We start from the raw sequence: 18,715 nt of genomic DNA, 5'->3' as shown, positions 1-18,715 counted from the left end.
CATGAAAAAAACTGGGCGATAGAGTGAACGATAAAATAAGTATAGATATTGGCAAAGCAATCGAAGCTCAAACGCTACCGTTAATAAACGCACTACCACAGGCGAAGTTAGTATTAGCTTACAGTGGTGGTGTTGATTCTGAATGCCTTGCTTATGGTCTGAGCCAGTTCTCTCAACAATACCCTCATATCAGTTGTTTGCTAGTTCATGTTCATCATGGCTTGAGCGACAATGCGGATGTGTGGGCTAATCATTGTATAAGCCAAGCCCAGAAATATCAGTTACCTATTCAGGTTGAAAGGGTTCGCTTACAAAAAGCCCCAAGACAAAGTTTAGAAGCGGTCGCGCGCGATGCGCGTTACGGTGTCTTTAAAAAGTACCTTAATAAAGGCGACGTGTTACTCACCGCCCACCATCAAGATGATCAACTTGAAACACTTCTACTCGCGTTAAAAAGAGGGCAAGGGCCAAAAGGTCTTGCATCAATGGGCGTGATTCAAGCGTTTAATTTACACAGCTGGATAGTTCGGCCTCTGCTTGATTTTACGCGGCAGGACATTGAAGCTTTTGCGCAGCAAAAACAACTTTGTCATATTGAAGATGAAAGTAATAAAGATGTGCAATTTGACCGCAACTTTCTTCGTTTAGAAATCATCCCGTTATTAAAAAAACGCTGGCCAAGTATTACGGCTACCGCATCACGCAGTGCCAAACTTTGTGCTGAACAACAAGAAGTTATCGAACACGAAGTAGGTAATCGCTTACCGTTATGGCTAGACACCTCAACCCGTTTTGAATTACCCGCTTTCAAATTAGTCGAATTATCTAGCCAAACTGCTCAATGGCAAGCTTTACTATTTCGTGGTTACACCCACTACTTAGGTTTTAATGCACCTTCACAATCTCAATTAGAGCAGGTTTTACATCAACTCATTAACGCAGCCGATGATGCCAAGGTTGATGTCAATTGTGGTGATTACGCGATAAAACGTTTTAATGGTAAAGCTTTTTTAGTGCCCCAAATTAACAAGCATGAAGTTTTAAATTTGCTCAGTGCAGATGATTCTGGAGACGATAACTTAGCGACTCAAATTGAGTTGTTGTTTACAGGTGACACTCAGCAATTGGATGTGGCTCTTGGTAATACAAGATATTTATTAAAAATAGCGAAAGAGGGCATAAGGCTGAAGCTAGCGAGTTCTGCCAACGTGACTATTGCATATGGCGCTAAGGGGAGTATTCGTTGTCAGCCGCATTTTAGGGATAAAGGCCGCGAGCTTAAAAAACTATGGCAGGAGTTATCTGTACCATATTGGCAGCGAAGTAAAATACCATTAGTATTTTACAATGATACGTTGGTTGCAGCTGTTGGTTTTTGGGTGGATAAACGCTTTTTGGCTGAAGAAAATGAATTAGGCATTTATTTGTTGGCTTAATTTATAGCAATTTTTCCCATCCGCTTTTGCAGCATATAAAGCGATATCCGCAGTTTCGTAGAGTTTATCTTGTGATTGTTTCTGTTGTAGTTCTGCGACCCCAATACTGCATTGAACAGTAAAAGAACTCATTAATGGATGCACGTTCATCGCTTCTATAATACGTTCACACAATGGTGTCAGCGTATGTTCCTTTCCTTGGGCTATAATAATAAATTCATCACCGCCAATTCTGAAGGCTTGATCGGTGTTACGAATAGCGTCATTTAACAGTTCAGCAAACTCTTTTAAAACAGTATCACCCAGTCTATGGCCGTATTGATCATTTAAGCCTTTGAAATTATCTAAATCGAGCACCATAAGTGAAACGTGGCCTTGATTCCTGCTAGCTCTTGCTAGCGCACTCTTAATGCTTTGACGATAATAATAGCGATTCCCAAGACCTGTTAATGCATCAAACATGGCTTGATTAGACATTTCATTGAACTTAAAAGCATTTAGAAATGGCTGATTGAACAAACTTTCTAACGCATTTAATTGTAATGTTTGACTTGGTGTTAACGGTGAAGACAAAAAGTATTTGATGCTATAAGGTTCGCCAAAGCCACTGACCACGCGTTGTACGTTCAAGCCGTGACAACGACCCCAGTTAATTTTTAGTTGGTGATTGAGCTGTAAACCGCAGATCGGCAATAGTTGTCCTACCACTTTGCCGTAACTGGCAAAGACTGTTCTTGGGTCTAGGCTTGCGTGCAATTGTTGCAGGATTTGCATCAGGCTACTTTCTTGATCTACATATGGAACACTTCCGTAAAGTGATGATTTATCTATTATTTGTTCTGGATATGCATGTGAAGTTGCGGCGTAATCCATATGTAGTACCTCAATGTGTTTCTAAACGTAAAAGTTGCAGTTGCACCTGTTGAATTAAAAGCAAGAAGTGTGCCTAGTTTTAATTGTTTATTATTTTCATGTGGTTATTGTTAATGAATTGGTTTATTAATAGACTGTTTCTTTCATCGTTATTTTTTTGACTCGGAGAACATGCATTTATGGAGCACAGTTTTTTTATCCATATTCTCTCAATGCTAGTCATTGCTATCGTTGCTATATCGTTATTAAGACGATTTGGACTGCCAGCTATTCTTGCTTATCTTCTTACTGGTGTTGTTAGTGGCCCGAGTGGTTTTCACTGGTTTACCCAGCATCAGATGCACTCAGTTGCCGAACTCGGCGTGGTGCTGTTGATGTTTAGTCTAGGGTTGGAGTTCTCTGTACCAAAATTATGGTCAATGCGCCGCACTGTATTTGGCCTTGGTAGCGCGCAGGTAAGTTGCACCGCATTAATTGCAGGATTAGTCGCATTCATGTTCGGGCAAAATATGATTGCTGCAGTGGTCATCGGTTCTGCGGTGGCGCTGTCTTCTACGGCGATTGTGTTAAAACTAGTAAATGAACAAGGATGGATGCGTCGTCGCCATGGTGAACTGTCTGTCAGTGTGTTGTTATTTCAGGATATTGCCGTAGTCCCACTGCTCATTGTATTACCGCTATTATCCACTAATGGCGATCCTATCGGTTTCCTTGATATTGCTTGGGGCTTATTGACAGGTATTTTGGCCTTTATCGGGCTGATGTCATTTGGCAAATGGATTCTGCCGCGGATATTTGATGAAGTGGCGCGTTCTCGATCTAATGAACTGTTTGTATTATCGACATTGGTGGTTGTGTTAGTGACAGGTGCATTTACCCAATGGTTAGGACTTTCAATGGCATTAGGCGCTTTTATTGCAGGGATGTTATTAGGGGAAAGCCAGTATCGCCGCCAGTTAGAAGCTGATATTAGGCCATTTCGCGATCTGCTAATGGGACTGTTTTTTATCTCCATTGGTATGTTATTGGACTTTGCTATCGTCGTTGAGTTTTGGTGGCAAATTTTACTGATTCTCTTTGCGGTATTAATCACAAAAGTTTTGGTTGTATTTGGCTTATTAAAGTTAGGTGGTGAGCAATTTAAAGTCGCGCTCAGTACTGCGATTAGTTTGGCGCAAGTTGGTGAGTTTAGCTTTGTATTGTTAGCGTTAGCGGTAAATTATGAGCTACTCGAAACTCAAATGAGTACGATATTAGTGATGGTTGCGGTGCTTTCTATGTCGATAGCTCCCTGGCTTGTCCGGCACAGTGTCGAAATTGCTAGTAAAATAGATGGTAAAACCAATAGCAAAGAACAAATGGAAGAGGAGTTTACACTTCCACCACCTGAAGATGGCGATTTAGTGTTGATACTGGGTTATGGCCGAGTAGGGCAAACCATTGCGCGATTCTTAAAAACCGAAGCGATTCCGTTTGTAGTTTTGGACTTAGACCCAACACGAGTATCAGAAGCAAAAGCCGCTGGAGAGCCAGTATTTTTTGGCGATGCTTGTAAGATGGGCTTGTTAAAACAAATCGGTATTCGCCGCGCGAGTATGGTGGTGATTACTTTTGGTGATTCAAGGCAAGTTGAAGACTGTTTAGCACTATCCCGTAAGTTAGCACCAGAAACTAAAATTATTGTCCGCACCACAGATGACGAAGAACTTGATAATTTGAAAGAAGCTGGGGCTACCCAAGTCATTCCTGAAAAACTTGAAGGCAGCTTAATGCTGGTATCTCAAGTGTTGTATAAATGTGGGGTGCCGCTACCAAGAATTATTAAGCGTTTGGAATCAGAGCGTCGTAATCATTATCAATATTTACATGGTTTTTTCACCGGTGCAGATACTGATTTCACTTTAGAATTACTGCATGCCGTAGCGCTTGATACCGGTGCCGATGCTATTGGAAAAAGCATGGCTGATATTCCCTGGTCACGCCTAGGCGTCGAAATTCGTGGTGTTAGACGTAAGGGCGAAGAAATAAGCCCGCCACCTGATAATTGGGTGTTTGAGCGACGGGATATCGTTATGATTGTCGGTAAACCACGCTCGATAGAAGCGACAGAGGAACATTTACTACAAGGTTAATATGAAGGGGATGTGCCTTTAAGGGGTCAAACTTCAACGCAAGCTTTAAAATAAATCACTAAAGCGCATGTCACGGTAGAATTTTACAGACATCTTCCATACAATGGATGGTTACGCTCGTTGTTGTGTAGCCATCTTTTTGCTACAGCTTGTATGGAATAATGCATGTCGGCCAAATTGTTTAATCTTCCAATAAAAATTACCTTAGAACTCGTTGCTAAGTTATTTTCATCTATTCAACTGCAAAAGGCGCAGAACTACCTGATTGAAGGGCGGGTTCTAGACGTTCATGCCAGTCAAGAAAATCATAATATTGAATCTTATGTGGTCGGTTCTGCTACCGAGCCTTATCGCCAAGACATTACGCTAGTGAACGTGAATCACAAGATTGTGATGAATTCTCATTGTACTTGCCCAGTTGCGACTAATTGTAAGCATGTTGCCGCGGCGCTTTTAGCATTGGTAGATAAAAAGCCTGTTGAAGAGCAAAGGCTCAGCCAATGGTTACTACAATTAGATAAGCAAGATTTGCTAAATCAACCAGAAGAAGATGAAGAAAAAGAACGGATTATTTTTGTTCTATCAAGTGATCATCATGGGATTTTTGTTGAGTTTAAGCGCAGTAAATTAAACAAGAAACAGCAATTTAATAAAGGCAGTAAAGTTGCCCTTAATGATGTGAAGTACCATCTTCCTTGGTGGATCAATGCAGAAGATAGCCAAATTATCAGTCTACTTCTTTCTTCTTCTAAAAGTGCTTCTAAGATTTACCTTGAAGGTGAGATTTGTGCATTAGCGTTGAATAAAATGATTCAAATCGGCGCTTGTTTTTGGGAAGAAAATCGTACCCCAATCAAAATGACTCATGCCGTTGCACCAGATTTTATTTGGAAAGAAACAGATGCTCGTCATACTCAAATTAGTATGAGTATGCCAGAGCTTGATAATTGGGAGTTTATTGCCACTTGTCCACCGATGTTTGTGGATTTGGATTATCTTAAGGTTGGGCATTTAGATACTGATTTGACGGTTGAAAAACTGAAGTTATTACAACAAATGCCACCAGTGCCATTGGATAAAGCCGATTCCATTAGTGATAAAATGCTACGACATTTTTCCCCTAAAAGTGTGCCAGTGCCAAGCGAAATAGAATTTTATGAAATTGAGCAGCCTCTTGAAGTAAAGCTCACGTTTACTATGGTTCAGTTAAGTGACTCTCCCGTGATGCAACCGGTGTTGCAGCTAGAGTTTAAATACGGTGAAGTGACACTTTCAGGAAAGTTAGCTCGTGAAAAAATTAGCTTAATCAAGCAGGGTAAAGCGCAATATCAGATCCATCGCGACCCAGAGCAAGAGTTACAGGTCATCGATATTTTACAAAGTCTGCAATTAGAGGCTATCGACAATTCTTTACTCAAATTCAATCAGGCTAAAAGTTTTCATAGTCTTGGCCTCATGCCTGACATGGTCAACGAATGGGCACAATTGACGACTTTCGGCATCATGACGTTAGAAGACTTAGGTTACCAGATAGAATTCGCGGCTGATTTTGACCTTAATATTATTGAGGCTGATATTGAAGTGGATCTTGATGATGACGAAGATAGCGGCTGGTTCTCATTATCCCTTAATGCCGACATCGAAGGACAAAGTGTTCCGTTACTTAGCTTAGTGGCTCGTTGGCTTCAGCAAAATGGTGAACCTGATGACGAACAAGAACTTATTTTACCTGGGCCGAATGGCCGCTTTGTAAAAATTAAAGCTAAAACAATCAAACCACTGATTTCAGTGATTCAAGAATTATTCCAGCGCGGCGGTGGCGATCAACTTGAAGTGCCTCGTAACCGTGCTGACTTACTAAATGAGCTTTCTGAAAGCGATATACGTTTGCTTAATGGTGAACGGGTACGAAAACTGGCAAACAAACTCACAGAGTTTAAAGGTATTGAGCCTGTAGAGTTGCCAGAGGGTCTGAATGCTACGCTACGTGACTATCAGAAACAGGGCTACGATTGGTTATGCTTTTTAAAAGAATACCAACTAGGTGGCATTCTTGCTGATGATATGGGCTTGGGTAAAACGCTGCAAACCTTGGCTTTCTTGTTGAAAGCTAAACAGTCAAAACTGCAAGAACAATCATCACCATTATCGCCACGCGCATTTAGACCAAGTTTAATTGTTTGCCCAACTAGTTTAGTGGGTAACTGGTTAAAAGAAGCTCAAAAATTTACGCCAAGTTTACGGGTGTTAGTGGTTCATGGCAGCAAGCGACAAGCCATGCTTGAGAAAATCGAAGACTATGATGTGATTGTAACCACTTATCCACTGATCTTACGTGATGAGATGGTGTACAGCGATTATAGCTTTGAACATATTATATTAGATGAAGCGCAGCAGATTAAAAACGCGCAAGCTAAGGTGACGCAGGCGCTAAAAACCTTTAAAGGTCAATTTAGATTATGTTTGTCGGGCACTCCGCTTGAAAATCATTTAGGTGAATTAAAATCGCTAATGGATTTCTGTTTACCTGGATTATTAGGCCAGCATGCTTACTTTAATAAAGAGTTCAGAGGGCCGATTGAGAAACAAGCTGATACTGAAAAATCGGCTATTTTATTAAATCGTATTGCACCATTTTTACTCCGTCGTACAAAAAGCGAAGTAATGTCTGAACTACCAGAAAAAACCATCATTATTCAGACGCTTGAATTAGAAAAAGACCAACGTAATTTATATGAAAGTATCCGTTTAGTGATGGAGAAAAAATTGCGTGAGTTGTTTGCTAAGCAAGGTGTATCAAGCAGTCACATTGAGTTTTTAGATGCACTGCTCAAACTTCGCCAAGCCTGTTGTGATCCTCGGTTAGTGAAACTAGAGCAAGCTCAGTATGTAAAAGATAACGCCAAGCTGACATGGCTGACACAAAACGTACCTGAGATGGTGGAAGAAGGGCGTAAAATTCTAATATTCAGTCAATTCACTGGAATGTTGGCATTGATTGAACAAGAGCTTATAGATTTGGGTATCGGCTACAGTAAGCTCACGGGACAAACACGTCATCGCCAAGTTGAAATCGATTCGTTTCAAGAGGGCGACAAACCCGTATTCTTGATCAGTCTTAAGGCTGGTGGAACGGGCTTAAACCTTACTGCTGCAGATACCGTTATTCACTTTGACCCTTGGTGGAATCCCGCTGCTGAAAAACAAGCAACAGATAGAGCGCACCGTATTGGTCAGCTAAATCCAGTGTTTGTTTATAAGCTGATTGCCCAAGGAACAGTAGAAGAGAAGATACAAGAGATGCAACAGCACAAGCAAAGTCTTGCAGATAGTATCTTGTCAGGCAGCGCTAAAAGCCAGTGGCAGGGCAATGCTGATGATTTACTGTCGTTGTTAAGGTAGTGATTGTTAAGATAGCCATTGTTGAGATAACTGCCGTTATTAATGGTGAGCGTTAACGAATTCATCTAAACGTTCAAATGCATTGGTTTGCTGATATTGCCAATAGAGCTGAGTTAACTCAGCTCTATTTTTTTTGTCTACAGGATCATCTGAGCTGAACTTGAATGTATCGAGATAAGACATTAATTCAATGAAGTCGGTAATAACCACGCCAGCTGGTGGAATATTTTCTGCGTAGTCATAGCACTGGCGGCTGTCTGTTTGATATTCCAATTGATCAAACTGATAGAAAATAATACCTGCTTTAGTTTGTAACATATCAATATACAAAGAAGAGTAATCGGTAATTAACAAATCTACATCATCAATAATTTCATAGGTATCTTGCCAATCACTGATATTAATTATGTTGTCATAATCACTGAAACCATCAGCTAGGTAAGCTTCATTTGGGTGAAGTCGAAGTAACAATAATTGCTCATTATTTACCAGTTGTGAAGATAGCGCTTTAAAATCAAATGCTTTTAAGTAAGGATTGCTAGTGTTATTGGCAAGTGCAGTAGAATCTCGCCATGACGGTGCATATAAAATAACAGTTTCAACGTTATTCAATTGTTTTAGCTCATCAATTAATGAATCCGCTTGTGGATATTTTTTGAAATAGTCCGTTCTTGGATTGCCGCAATGTAGCATCTTGGCTTCATTTATTTTGAAAGCGCTAGCAAAGAGTTTTGATACCAGCTCACTGGGTGCCACCATGTTATCTGGGGCTATGTTTTGCTGATGAAATAAACTTGCAGAGGTCAATTTCTCAGCCAGATTCTGTGGGTGGTAAACCTTGAATAAAGGCCCATTGTTAATATCGAATTCAATACGTTTTAATGGCGAACCATGCCACAGATTAATTTTAATAGCGCCTTTGGCAAGATATTGATTAATATCGCCAATATAGCTGTTGTAGATATAATATTTGGCGGTTAAAGCATGGTAAATGCCGTTAAGGCTCCAGCGATGGTAAGCTTCATATCCTTGCAGGGATAACTCGTTGACGGTAATTCTGCTGCCACTAATCCAAATCGCGCGTATGACCTGTTTTTGTTGCCAGTGTAAATATAGATACTTGCTGTTATCGGCAAATTTATTTTTATAACATCCCATAACCGCTTTGTGTTGCCTTGGGAAAAAACCGGAAAAGAAATACAATACTTGAGTCACGACATATCGAATGCTATTGATTATGAATTGGCTCATACTTTGTCTCCGTGACAAAAAATCCTTTAAATACAAAGATAGCACTAAACTGCTGATAACGTCAGGCTGCTTTTATCGCAAGGTTATCTTTTATTTCAGTAGTCGAAATACTATCGGTTCTGGTTAAGTAGAGCACTTCACACTGGCTTTTTAAGAAATCAAACTTGCCTTCCCAGTCATCGCCAATGGCAAAAATATCGACATCATAACGACTCACATCTTCAGACTTTTGTTGCCAGTTTTGCTCAGGGATTACCTTAGTCACAAACCGGCATGCTGATACAATTTCTGCTCTTTGTTCAAAACTGAAAAAAGCCGCTTTTCCTTTTAAGGCATTAAACTCGTCTGTTGATACCCCAACAATAAGTTCATCACACATTTCACTGAGTCTCTCAAATAATCTCACATGCCCGTAATGGAATAAATCAAATGTACCGTAAGTAATAATGGTTTTCATAATGAGTATCCTTTTATCTGATAGCAAACAATTTACTGAAATATCGATGTTAGTTTTTAATTACAATGCTTGGTTTGGTGGCTTTAAACTGATTTTGTAGCATATTAACCAAGTAACGGGGTTTGCTGGATTGCTCGAATTCCATCTCCACCATTTGCACTTCTTCCTTTGGTGTATTGTCATCAAAATTTAATTGTACAGGACCGTAAACACCATAAGTTGCAGTACTATTATGCGAATTTTGATGCAAGTTTTGATGTAAGTTTTGATGCTTACTGGAAGCGCCAAATAAAGCTAAATCACCTTTTACCGCTAACCAAACTTGTGGCAATAGGGCAACACTTTCATTTTTGAAATTAAATTTGTGAGCTTTTACTGATTCATTTTGATTGTTCATCACGGTTTCAGTCACGATAGGCTTTTTAGGCTTCATAATGAATGCGCCCACAAATAAGGTGATTAAAAGCGGTGAAAGTAAAATATATAACATCAACAAAATGGCTCTTTGAAATACGCCGTTATAGTTCACTGCACTCTTAGATGATTTCGCTATTAAGGTTTCATCTTCAACCTTGCTCCAGCTGTTAGTTTGTGGATCAATTATCAAATTTTGAGAGATGATTTTATTCTCAACACTTAGCTGAGGACCAACATAGGTGTTAGGCAAAATAATACTATTACGAATTTTGCTATCTTCAATGAAGCAGTATTTTCCAACAACAACACTCTCAGTGAGTTGCGCCTTATTTGAGACTTTAGTGTATTCTCCAATAGCACCAAATACAGAGATATTCTCTAACAGGGGTAATTCACACTGCGCTTCAACAACAAGGTTTTTATCGTTGATTTGTGTTTTCATTTTGCGCCCCTTAACACTGAAGTCGTCATTCGCGATAACGAAATCTGATGCCTCAACATATGCCATCAAACTATCTACATAGAAACAGTGGCCATGAAGTACCTGTGCAATGCTATTATCGTGATTAACCGAAGTGACCTGTAATGGCCAATTTAATAATTGATTATGTTTCCAACCTGCAGGTAGCATCATCATTCCTGGGTTTCTATCGTCCATTTTTGCATGCACAAATTTACTAGGTACTAGGCGTGAGAATTCTACAAAACGGTTTAAACATGGGCTTCTTAAAATATCACCACGAACAACCAGTGCCTGAGCTGTTTTATCGATATGCATTCTTGCAAGTACACTGTTAACTTGTTCCTCAGGCTTACTTAAAAAATACTCGATAGTTAAGCCCCATTGCTCGCCATTGCCTATTCGGGATTGGACTTTTTTAGCGTCGGCGCAAATGACCATTTTTACTTGAGTAACACCTGCATCAGCTAAATCTTCTAGGGTATATGCCACTAGCGGTTTGTTCGCTACTGGTAACAAAGCAGGGCAATACTGTTGGTTCAATGGTGCTAATTCGTTGCCATAGCGGTTTGCAAATACGATTGCTTGCATAACATCTCCTAGTAGGCGCCACGCGCCAAAAGTACAGCTGGAATAGTTTTCAATAACAAGGTGATATCTTCTTTAAGCGATTGTTTGTAGATATAGTCAATGTCTAGTTCTACTTGCTTATCAAAAGGAATATCTGAACGTCCGCTTACTTGCCAAATGCAGGTTATACCTGGTTTCACTCCTAATCTGCGACGGTCACTTAATTGATATTGGCTTACTTCATTAGGTAGTGCAGGTCTTGGGCCAACTAGTGACATATCGCCGATTAATACGTTCCAAAGCTGTGGTAGTTCATCTATTGATGCTTTACGGATCAACTTTCCCATTGCTGTAATACGGGGGTCTTTTTTCATTTTAAAAAGAACGCCACCTTTCATCTCATTGTTTTGTTTCATTTTTTCTAGTCTTTGTTCTGCATCAATAAACATTGAACGGAACTTCCACATTGTGAAAGGTTGGTTATTTAGACCACTACGGGTTTGTGAAAAAAAGATTGCGCCTTTTGATTCAATTCGAATACAAGCAGCAGTAAATAGGAATAGCGGGGCGAGTAGAATTAGCAAAATGCTAGCGGCGACGATATCAAATGTGCGTTTTGCAAATTGACCGCATTTTATTTTGAAAAAGTACCAATGGCGGTTTTGTCCTGTTAATCCCAGTTGCGGCTGATTAACAGTTTTGTTTACTGCCATTGTTGCAGCTAGAGTTTTATTGATTAATTGTTTCTGCTTTAAAACTCGGGCAATAAATACAGGGTTACCTATGACATAGCGTTTCCACATTCGCGTAGGTTCTTGCGCTAAACGCCATACCCATTCCATACCGACTTGTCTAACAGCGATAGGCGCACGAGAGACATTATTGGCAAAGTAATCAAATAGTCCTCCTACACCGATAGCGACGTTAATATTTAAATTTTCTTTATGCTGTGTAATCCATTGTTCTTGTTTAGGTGCTCCCATGCCCACTAGTAATATTGCCGCTTTAGATTGATTGATTTGCTCTATCAAACCTTGTTCATTTTCTTGATTTACATAACCATGGTGACAGCCCACAATCTGCAAATTAGGAAATTGCTGTTTAATATTATTGGCCGCATTTTCAGCGGTACCTTCTTTACCGCCAAGGAAGAAAATTTTGATGCCTTGTTCCGCTGCGCGTTTTGATAGTAGCGGCAACATATCAGTACCGTTGACATTATCTTTTAAGCCGATGTTATGTAGCTGACAGGCAATGCGGATACCACTTCCATCAGCAAAGACTTGATCACAACCATTGATAATATTCGAATATTCACTATTGTCAGCCGCCATATTTAAACAGTCTGCATTAACAAAAGAGAAATGTTTTGTCGGTTTGAACTCAACATCACAATGGCTGTTCTCTAGTGCCGCATTGATGATCAATTCAACACTTTCGCTCATTGTATTGTTATCTATATTGACCCCAAGTAAGTTAAATTGCTTAGGATAGCTTAGGTCTGTTTTAACAACGATTAATTTGCAGAAAAGACATTTAGCAATATTGAATAAATAGCTTAAAAGGCTATTAAATTGAGGTTCACGACTCAATTTATCTTCAGAAGGGAGATGTTGGATACCCATTCTATGCTGCATTTTCTCTATTGAGAAAATGCCTGGACGGCTATTTGAAGATGTTGGCTCGAAGACAGAGTATTCAAATGCGCTACCTAATAAACCTATATCACCTTTTAGGACGCTATAAAATAATGGTAACTTTGAAAATCGGCCTTTACTGAATTGATATACGGTGACTTCTTTACCTGTTGAATAAATGAAGAGTGTTTCGAAAATCGCTTGTTTAGAACACGCTAGCATTACGCTTTTTATTAGCATGATAGGAAGCGCTAACAACAACAGCATTAATGCCACGCACCAATCGAAGATAAGCACAGACGTTAGCGTTTTTACCGAAGAAACAGATTTAGCTTGAGTGTTAGCAGTTTGATGACTGTCCATACAATACCTCATAAGGTGCAATTATTAATTGTTAGTTACCTTGTTAAAGCATGAAGTGTTCCATGTTTTGTAAGGTATTGATTTATAACTGTTATGTTGGGTATTGCTATGGTTTTTTTACATTGTAAGATGAGAGATAAAAAGCTGACTTTGCAGAATGCGAACCGCACTGCAAAGTCAGAACAGGGAAGGTGATGACACTGGGTATCCTTATTGTTCGAGTAAATAACAGCAATTAATGACTTATGACTAAACGGCTAATGGATAGCGCGTTACTCACAGCGAGTAAATTGGTAGTAGGTTTAAAGTTTATTATCTTGCATGAATTCACTTGAAACACCGTCACGTGAAATACGCATTTTTTGCATCACACTAATACATTTTTGCCCTACACCTTCTATTGCAATATAACCCCATGAAGGCATTATCCATTGGGCGTAGGCCGCAATCATTGTGGTGATCGTTCTACCAGTTTCGTTTTTCAAAATACTGGGTGAAGTCGCCATGGCTTGGTTGAAAAGTTTAACCGCAGCGCTGCCATCTCCAGTGCGGATTGCTTGTCTTGATAAATAACGTAACTGGTAAGCTCGCGCGGCTTGTTCGTGACGTTGCAGTAGTAACGGTGCAAAGCCTCTAGCTTTCTCAATCATCAACTCCCAAGAAGCATATTGCTTTTCTAGATTAGCTGACAAACCGCCATGATTTAAACGATAGTAAGTCAGTGGCTCTGGTAAGCCTTCAATTTTCCAAGAGGTTGTTGCGGCAATACGTAACCAACATTCAATATCTTCTGACTGACGGAATTTCTCATCAAAATAACAACTGTGACGGTCAGCACTTGTTACAGATAGGAAACGAATATCATTAAGGGTTGTTCTGCGGATAACAGGAGCGGAACCGTTCCCTACAGGATTACGACATAGTAAATGCGCCGCATCAATCCCCGTTAACTTAGGCATTTGATAAAAGTCGATAAACTTACCATCAAAATCGATAAAGCTAGAGCGAGAAAAACTCAGGCCTATTTGCGGATCATTGTCTAAATGCGTTACATGACGTTGTAACTTTTCTGGGTGCCATAGGTCATCTGAGTCAATAAAAGCGACAAACTCACCTAAAGAATGACGAATACCGGTGTTTCTTGCTGCCGCTAAACCTTTATTGCATTGATGACGAATAATATGTACGCGTGGGTCACCAATAAACTGATTACATATTTGGATACTACGGTCATCACCTCGGTCATCAACAATCAACAATTCAAAGTTGTCATAGGTTTGTTTTAAAACAGACTCAATGGCTGATTTAACAAACTTTTCTACGTTATAAACAGGCATTACTACTGAGATTCTAGGAGACATAATGTTTTCCTTAACTGTTTGAAACAGCTGATTGTTGAAATGAGATGCGGCTGCTGTACCAGCAAAGCCAAGGCATAATGATTAAATAAGTCACCATCACGCTAAGTGCGACAGTGGTTAAACTAAATTGGCTGGCAATACTGATAACCAAAGTTAAAATTGCCGTGATTGATAAGTTAAGTTTGAAATTCAAGCGACTATGGCCGTTAGCAAGTAGTAACTGACTTGCTGCTTCTGCCATTGGGCGAACTAAGCCGCTTAAACATAAGAAGATAAATACCGATATTGCATCAGTGCTTAACCATTGCTCGCCGTATACAAAAGGCACATAAAGTGGTGCTAACGTGGTTTGTAAGATGATGATTGGCGCTGTGATGGCGGTAATGGCTAAAACGCTATTACGAAATTTTTGTTGTGCGCTTGCTTGGTTGTTTGATTCGTTACTCTCATTCGTACAAAGGTGAGAGTAAAATGCGGTACCAAAGCTTTGAACTAACCCTAAGCTAATCCCTAAACTCACGTTGTAAGCAAAGAAGTAAACCCCAAGTGCTTCAACACCCATGAAATAGCCAATGACCAAGTAATCAATGCTTTGTCTTAAGGTGTTTATTAAGTCACTAGAACTCACTGGAAGGCTAAAGTTAAGTAATGACTTAATATTTTGTAGTGATGTTTTTTGAGTGAATGTAGGCAACGGATTACCATTTTTGTGAAGGTAAATCCAAACGAAAACCATAACCACTTTAGGGATGATGATTGCCCACAAACCAAAGCCACTTAATGCAAGAATGGCAGTAAGGATGCCATCACCCACTGTTTGCCATAAGTTGGCACTGGCAACTTTACGCATATTGTTGTTACGTAAGTTGACGGTTGCGTATAGCATGCCAAAAGGAAGCAAAAGGTAGCTGCTAGCTACAAATAAGATGGGTAAGATTAATTGGGTGTCTTGGTAGTAATAAGCTAATGGGAAGCTGATTAAACTCATTAATAAAAATGCGATGATACAAGCGCTGAAGTTGATAACATTGGCACTGGCTAAATTATCGGTAAAGTCTGCATCATTCATGCGAATAAGGGCTGCAGAGGTGATACGACGTGTTGGGGTGCAAATTAATTCAAATAAAGTCAGCGTAATGGCAACTTGACCGAAAATCTCTGGGGTGAGCAATCTGGCAGTGATAACACTTGCACCTAATCTAACGATACGACCACTAAATTGCGCACTAGCCAACCACAATAGGTTTTTACCTAAAGTACGAATGCCTTGGTTTAGCATTTGGTTGATGGTCGTTTTATGACCTAGTGATTTAGTGATGCTTTGCATTATTAGAGTCCTTGGAGGTTGTTGGCAATTTGACGTTATTTTGCGAATTCAAATTACTTACTTACAAGGTGTATTACACTAATCGTGCCATCTTTTATTTGATTGTTTTTATTAGGTTTTATGCTATTTGTCTTGTTAGGGGATTTACTGTTTTAGCAAATTGAGAGTGAGTTATTGCAGTTTGCAATCTAGGAATAATGCTTTCTTTTATGGGCTTGAGGGCTATTTAATCGTAAGCTTTTAGGACCTGTAATGAAAAAATGTAAGGCATTACGGATTAGTTTAGGCTTGTTGTAAACATTAAATTAGTCGCTGAATAATCAGCGTCTAATGGGTCACAGATTAAAAAGGAGAGTGAGATGAAAAATATACCTGCTTTATTAAGTCGTATCGGGTCAGTTAACGGACTGGTTACCGGATTAGCTATTGCTTTGGTTATGGGACTATCGGCCTGTAGTCAAAGTACTGAGGAAGGTAAAATCGTTCAATTACCCAGTAAAACCGAAATAACAGTCACGTGTAATGAAGCTTGGTTTAAACAAGTCGAGCAACAACTGGTATCTGCCGATGGCCAAGGGCATGGACCCGATTTAGGCTCTGATGAATGGAAATCTGTGATTGAATTCAAGCTTGGTGTTAGAGGTGATAACGATGTGCCTGATAGAAATTCTGAAGCCTGGTGTGCATTTGTTCAACAACAATTAGTTAAAGGTAGCTAATTAGAGCAACAAATAATGAGAAAATATTATCAATTTAAAATTGATAATATTTCAACTGTTAGCCTGTTTAAAACCATGGTGATTGCTTTTATTCTAAATGCATTGAATCAACTCTGTATTTGATTCCCGCAAGTAAACACGAATATTGGTGATTAATATGAAGCAAACACTCACAATTGGCGTTACGGATTTATCCTTTCACCATGTGGCGGCATCGCTTGTCAGTCATGCCTTAAAATCAATGGAATTTGAGGTTGAACGCATTTATTCACCTCATCAAGAAAACTTTAAAAAACTCAAAAGTGGTCAAGTTGATTTACTCAGTTCTGCGTGGTTGCCTTCGAGTCACGGTGTTTATAAAAGTGATGTTGAAGAAGTTATTCCTCTTATAGAACTGGGTCTGCATTATGAGCCATACGCGTTATGGGGAGTCCCTGATTATGTTCCAGAGGCTGATGTTGCTGAGATTACTGATTTATTGAAGCCTGATGTGTTTGCAAAAATGCAGTCACATATTCAAGGTATTAACCCTGGAGCAGGTATAACCCGTTTTTCAATACAGATGATGCAAGATTATGGTTTAAATGAAGCTGGTTATTCTTTTTCACCTGGAACTGAAGAAGATTGTTTTAGCACTTTTGAGAATGCGGTTCAAAAACTGCAATGGCTGGTGGTTCCGCTTTGGAAACCGCAATTTTTACATCATCGCTATAATATCCGTGAATTAAAAGACCCTAAAGGTTTACTCGGTATTGTAGATAGAGCAGTACTGTTAATGCGTGAAGATAAAAAATCATTATTTACTGATGATCAACTTGCTACTTTAGATTCATTACGTTTCTCCAATGACATCATTGCTGAACTTGATTATCAAGTCTGCCGTGAAGGTAAAAATTTAGATGATGTTACTCAAAAGTGGTTAATGAATAATGGTTTTCTATCACGTTAGTAATGAGTTGTATGATAATTGAATGAAAGCGCTAATCTAAATTTAGTTTAACTAAGCAAGATATTATTTATCCCCCATACTATAGAACTATTACGTCAGAGCTATTACGTCCTAACTATTATTGTCGACAGTTATATTCCCCAATTTTTGTATTGGGCTTATTTAAGAAAGTGGAGATTATCAACATGACACATCCAATTATTGAGGATTTAGCTAATCGCTATACTGCAAAGCGTTACGACCCTTCAAAGCGTGTCTCAAAGGAAGATTTAGCTGTGATTTGCGAGGCGATGAGACTGTCTGCATCTTCAATTAATTCACAACCTTGGAAATTTATCGTCATTGAAAGTGATGCCGCTAAACAAAGAATGCACGACACTTTTGCCCATAAATTTCAGTTCAATCAGCCTCATGTAAAAACGTGTTCTCAGGTTATCTTGTTTGCTCATAATCCGCATTATACTCGTGAAGATTATGCCAAAGTCGTTGATAAAGGTATTGAAGATAAGCGCACTAAAGCAGCAGACCGCGAACAAGCGTTCGGTGGTTTCGCTTTTGTTGATTTAAATACAGATGAGACTGGAAACAATGCTTCATGGACTAAGTCTCAAACCTATCTTGCTTTGGGTAACACTTTACATGTACTTGCAAGGCTTGGAATTGATTCCACTACGATGGAAGGGGTCGATAGTGAGATGATTAGTCAGATTTTTGCTAAAGAGCTTGATGGTTTTGAATGCAACGTTGCATTAGCTATTGGCTATCATCATAGCGAAGAAGATTATAATGCTAATTTACCTAAGTCGCGTTTAGCGTTAGATCAAGTGGTACAAATTCTCTAAGGTGGTTTATTCATCAATGAGCCGCTTTCAAAGCGGCTTTTATAAAACCGTTTCTTGATTTAATAATACTTAAATTATCTCTCTTTATTTTATTATCAATTTTAATTTGATAATAAATCAAAAGAGACCCTGTTTAAGGTAGGTTGATATGGCGCTATTATTTAATCATCAAAACACAGGCAAGCAAGAGGCAATAATCATGGCTACATTAACTATCGTTGCAAACATCATTACTAAAGCTGACAAGGTCGAGTTGGTCAAAGCTGAGTTATTAAAATTGATGGATATTACTCGTGCAGAAGCTGGCTGTATTAATTATGACTTACATCAAGACAATACTAATCCAGCACATTTTATGTTTTATGAAAATTGGGCGTCTCGTGAATTATGGCAAACGCATATGGGCAATGACCATTTGAAAGAGTATATGGCAGCCACTGAAGGTGCAGTAGAACAATTCATTTTAAATGAGATGACTCAAATAGCGTAAATACTATTTGAGTGTTTTATCTGAATTCT

Annotated in this window: 14 protein-coding genes; 7 read left to right on the top strand and 7 right to left on the bottom strand. The window is 39.2% G+C overall.

Annotation, left to right across the window (positions count from 1 at the left end):
* Positions 1 to 23 precede the first annotated feature (23 nt).
* Positions 24 to 1,436 (top strand): tRNA lysidine(34) synthetase TilS, encoded by a 1,413-nt coding sequence (gene tilS, locus FPK91_RS06680; protein WP_227006706.1) that lies wholly within the window; start codon positions 24 to 26, stop codon positions 1,434 to 1,436.
* On the opposite strand, the gene dgcS is transcribed toward tilS, so the two are convergent.
* Entirely contained in the window at positions 1,413 to 2,309 is an 897-nt protein-coding gene (dgcS, locus tag FPK91_RS06675) for a diguanylate cyclase DgcS (protein ID WP_144209717.1), read from the bottom strand. The two genes, tilS and dgcS, sit on opposite strands and share 24 nt — an antisense overlap.
* Before the next feature lie 179 nt (positions 2,310 to 2,488).
* Between dgcS and FPK91_RS06670 the strand changes: the two genes are divergently transcribed.
* Positions 2,489 to 4,441 (top strand): monovalent cation:proton antiporter family protein, encoded by a 1,953-nt coding sequence (locus FPK91_RS06670; protein ID WP_144209714.1) that lies wholly within the window; start codon positions 2,489 to 2,491, stop codon positions 4,439 to 4,441.
* Positions 4,442 to 4,606: 165 nt separating this feature from the next.
* Positions 4,607 to 7,843: a DEAD/DEAH box helicase gene (locus FPK91_RS06665; RefSeq protein WP_144209711.1), complete on the top strand. Its 3,237-nt coding sequence runs from the start codon at positions 4,607 to 4,609 to the stop codon at positions 7,841 to 7,843.
* A 39-nt stretch (positions 7,844 to 7,882) separates the two neighbouring features.
* Here the strand turns inward: FPK91_RS06665 and FPK91_RS06660 are convergent, their stop codons facing one another.
* From FPK91_RS06660 to FPK91_RS06635, 6 genes are all read right to left on the bottom strand, one after another.
* Positions 7,883 to 9,094 carry a CDP-glycerol glycerophosphotransferase family protein gene (locus FPK91_RS06660; protein ID WP_144209708.1) on the bottom strand — a complete coding sequence of 404 codons (1,212 nt, stop codon included), beginning with the start codon at positions 9,092 to 9,094 and terminating at the stop codon, positions 7,883 to 7,885.
* Between the two features lie 61 nt (positions 9,095 to 9,155).
* Positions 9,156 to 9,551 carry a glycerol-3-phosphate cytidylyltransferase gene (gene tagD / locus FPK91_RS06655; RefSeq protein WP_144209705.1) on the bottom strand — a complete coding sequence of 132 codons (396 nt, stop codon included), beginning with the start codon at positions 9,549 to 9,551 and terminating at the stop codon, positions 9,156 to 9,158.
* Between the two features lie 49 nt (positions 9,552 to 9,600).
* A complete protein-coding gene (locus FPK91_RS06650; RefSeq protein ID WP_144209702.1) occupies positions 9,601 to 11,019 on the bottom strand; it encodes a sugar phosphate nucleotidyltransferase in 1,419 nt (472 codons plus the stop codon).
* Positions 11,020 to 11,027: 8 nt separating this feature from the next.
* Positions 11,028 to 12,998: a WecB/TagA/CpsF family glycosyltransferase gene (locus FPK91_RS06645; protein ID WP_144209699.1), complete on the bottom strand. Its 1,971-nt coding sequence runs from the start codon at positions 12,996 to 12,998 to the stop codon at positions 11,028 to 11,030.
* Between the two features lie 302 nt (positions 12,999 to 13,300).
* Complete coding sequence (locus FPK91_RS06640) at positions 13,301 to 14,359, bottom strand: glycosyltransferase family 2 protein (protein ID WP_144209696.1); 1,059 nt, start codon at positions 14,357 to 14,359, stop codon at positions 13,301 to 13,303.
* 10 nt (positions 14,360 to 14,369) lie between these two features.
* Positions 14,370 to 15,686, bottom strand: coding sequence for an oligosaccharide flippase family protein (locus tag FPK91_RS06635; protein WP_144209693.1), 1,317 nt, complete (start codon positions 15,684 to 15,686; stop codon positions 14,370 to 14,372).
* A gap of 359 nt (positions 15,687 to 16,045) precedes the next feature.
* Between FPK91_RS06635 and FPK91_RS06630 the strand changes: the two genes are divergently transcribed.
* The 4 genes from FPK91_RS06630 to FPK91_RS06615 all read left to right on the top strand — a co-directional run bounded on the left by FPK91_RS06630 (position 16,046) and on the right by FPK91_RS06615 (position 18,686).
* Positions 16,046 to 16,405 (top strand): hypothetical protein, encoded by a 360-nt coding sequence (locus tag FPK91_RS06630; RefSeq protein WP_144209690.1) that lies wholly within the window; start codon positions 16,046 to 16,048, stop codon positions 16,403 to 16,405.
* A gap of 157 nt (positions 16,406 to 16,562) precedes the next feature.
* A complete protein-coding gene (locus tag FPK91_RS06625) occupies positions 16,563 to 17,354 on the top strand; it encodes a glycine betaine ABC transporter substrate-binding protein (protein WP_168926911.1) in 792 nt (263 codons plus the stop codon).
* A gap of 185 nt (positions 17,355 to 17,539) precedes the next feature.
* A complete protein-coding gene (locus FPK91_RS06620) occupies positions 17,540 to 18,196 on the top strand; it encodes an NAD(P)H-dependent oxidoreductase (RefSeq protein ID WP_144209687.1) in 657 nt (218 codons plus the stop codon).
* A 199-nt stretch (positions 18,197 to 18,395) separates the two neighbouring features.
* On the top strand, positions 18,396 to 18,686 hold the full coding sequence (locus FPK91_RS06615; protein WP_144209684.1) for a putative quinol monooxygenase: 291 nt from the start codon (positions 18,396 to 18,398) through the stop codon (positions 18,684 to 18,686).
* Positions 18,687 to 18,715: the final 29 nt, after the last annotated feature.

Origin of the sequence: Shewanella donghaensis (assembly GCF_007567505.1) — a bacterium.
In the GTDB taxonomy this organism is placed as follows: domain Bacteria; phylum Pseudomonadota; class Gammaproteobacteria; order Enterobacterales; family Shewanellaceae; genus Shewanella; species Shewanella donghaensis.
The sequence above is the reverse complement of the archived record's forward strand: the minus strand, read 5'-3'. Positions and strand labels throughout refer to the sequence as shown.

Coding starts and splice junctions, on each gene's coding strand:
- FPK91_RS06640 (WP_144209696.1), bottom strand. CDS start 14,359: ATGTCTCCTAGAATCTCAGTAGTAATGCCTGTTTATAACGTAGAAAAG.
- FPK91_RS06630 (WP_144209690.1), top strand. CDS start 16,046: ATGAAAAATATACCTGCTTTATTAAGTCGTATCGGGTCAGTTAACGGA.
- FPK91_RS06670 (WP_144209714.1), top strand. CDS start 2,489: ATGGAGCACAGTTTTTTTATCCATATTCTCTCAATGCTAGTCATTGCT.
- FPK91_RS06665 (WP_144209711.1), top strand. CDS start 4,607: ATGTCGGCCAAATTGTTTAATCTTCCAATAAAAATTACCTTAGAACTC.
- tagD (WP_144209705.1), bottom strand. CDS start 9,551: ATGAAAACCATTATTACTTACGGTACATTTGATTTATTCCATTACGGG.
- FPK91_RS06615 (WP_144209684.1), top strand. CDS start 18,396: ATGGCTACATTAACTATCGTTGCAAACATCATTACTAAAGCTGACAAG.
- FPK91_RS06660 (WP_144209708.1), bottom strand. CDS start 9,094: ATGAGCCAATTCATAATCAATAGCATTCGATATGTCGTGACTCAAGTA.
- FPK91_RS06620 (WP_144209687.1), top strand. CDS start 17,540: ATGACACATCCAATTATTGAGGATTTAGCTAATCGCTATACTGCAAAG.
- FPK91_RS06625 (WP_168926911.1), top strand. CDS start 16,563: ATGAAGCAAACACTCACAATTGGCGTTACGGATTTATCCTTTCACCAT.
- dgcS (WP_144209717.1), bottom strand. CDS start 2,309: ATGGATTACGCCGCAACTTCACATGCATATCCAGAACAAATAATAGAT.
- FPK91_RS06645 (WP_144209699.1), bottom strand. CDS start 12,998: ATGGACAGTCATCAAACTGCTAACACTCAAGCTAAATCTGTTTCTTCG.
- FPK91_RS06635 (WP_144209693.1), bottom strand. CDS start 15,686: ATGCAAAGCATCACTAAATCACTAGGTCATAAAACGACCATCAACCAA.
- FPK91_RS06650 (WP_144209702.1), bottom strand. CDS start 11,019: ATGCAAGCAATCGTATTTGCAAACCGCTATGGCAACGAATTAGCACCA.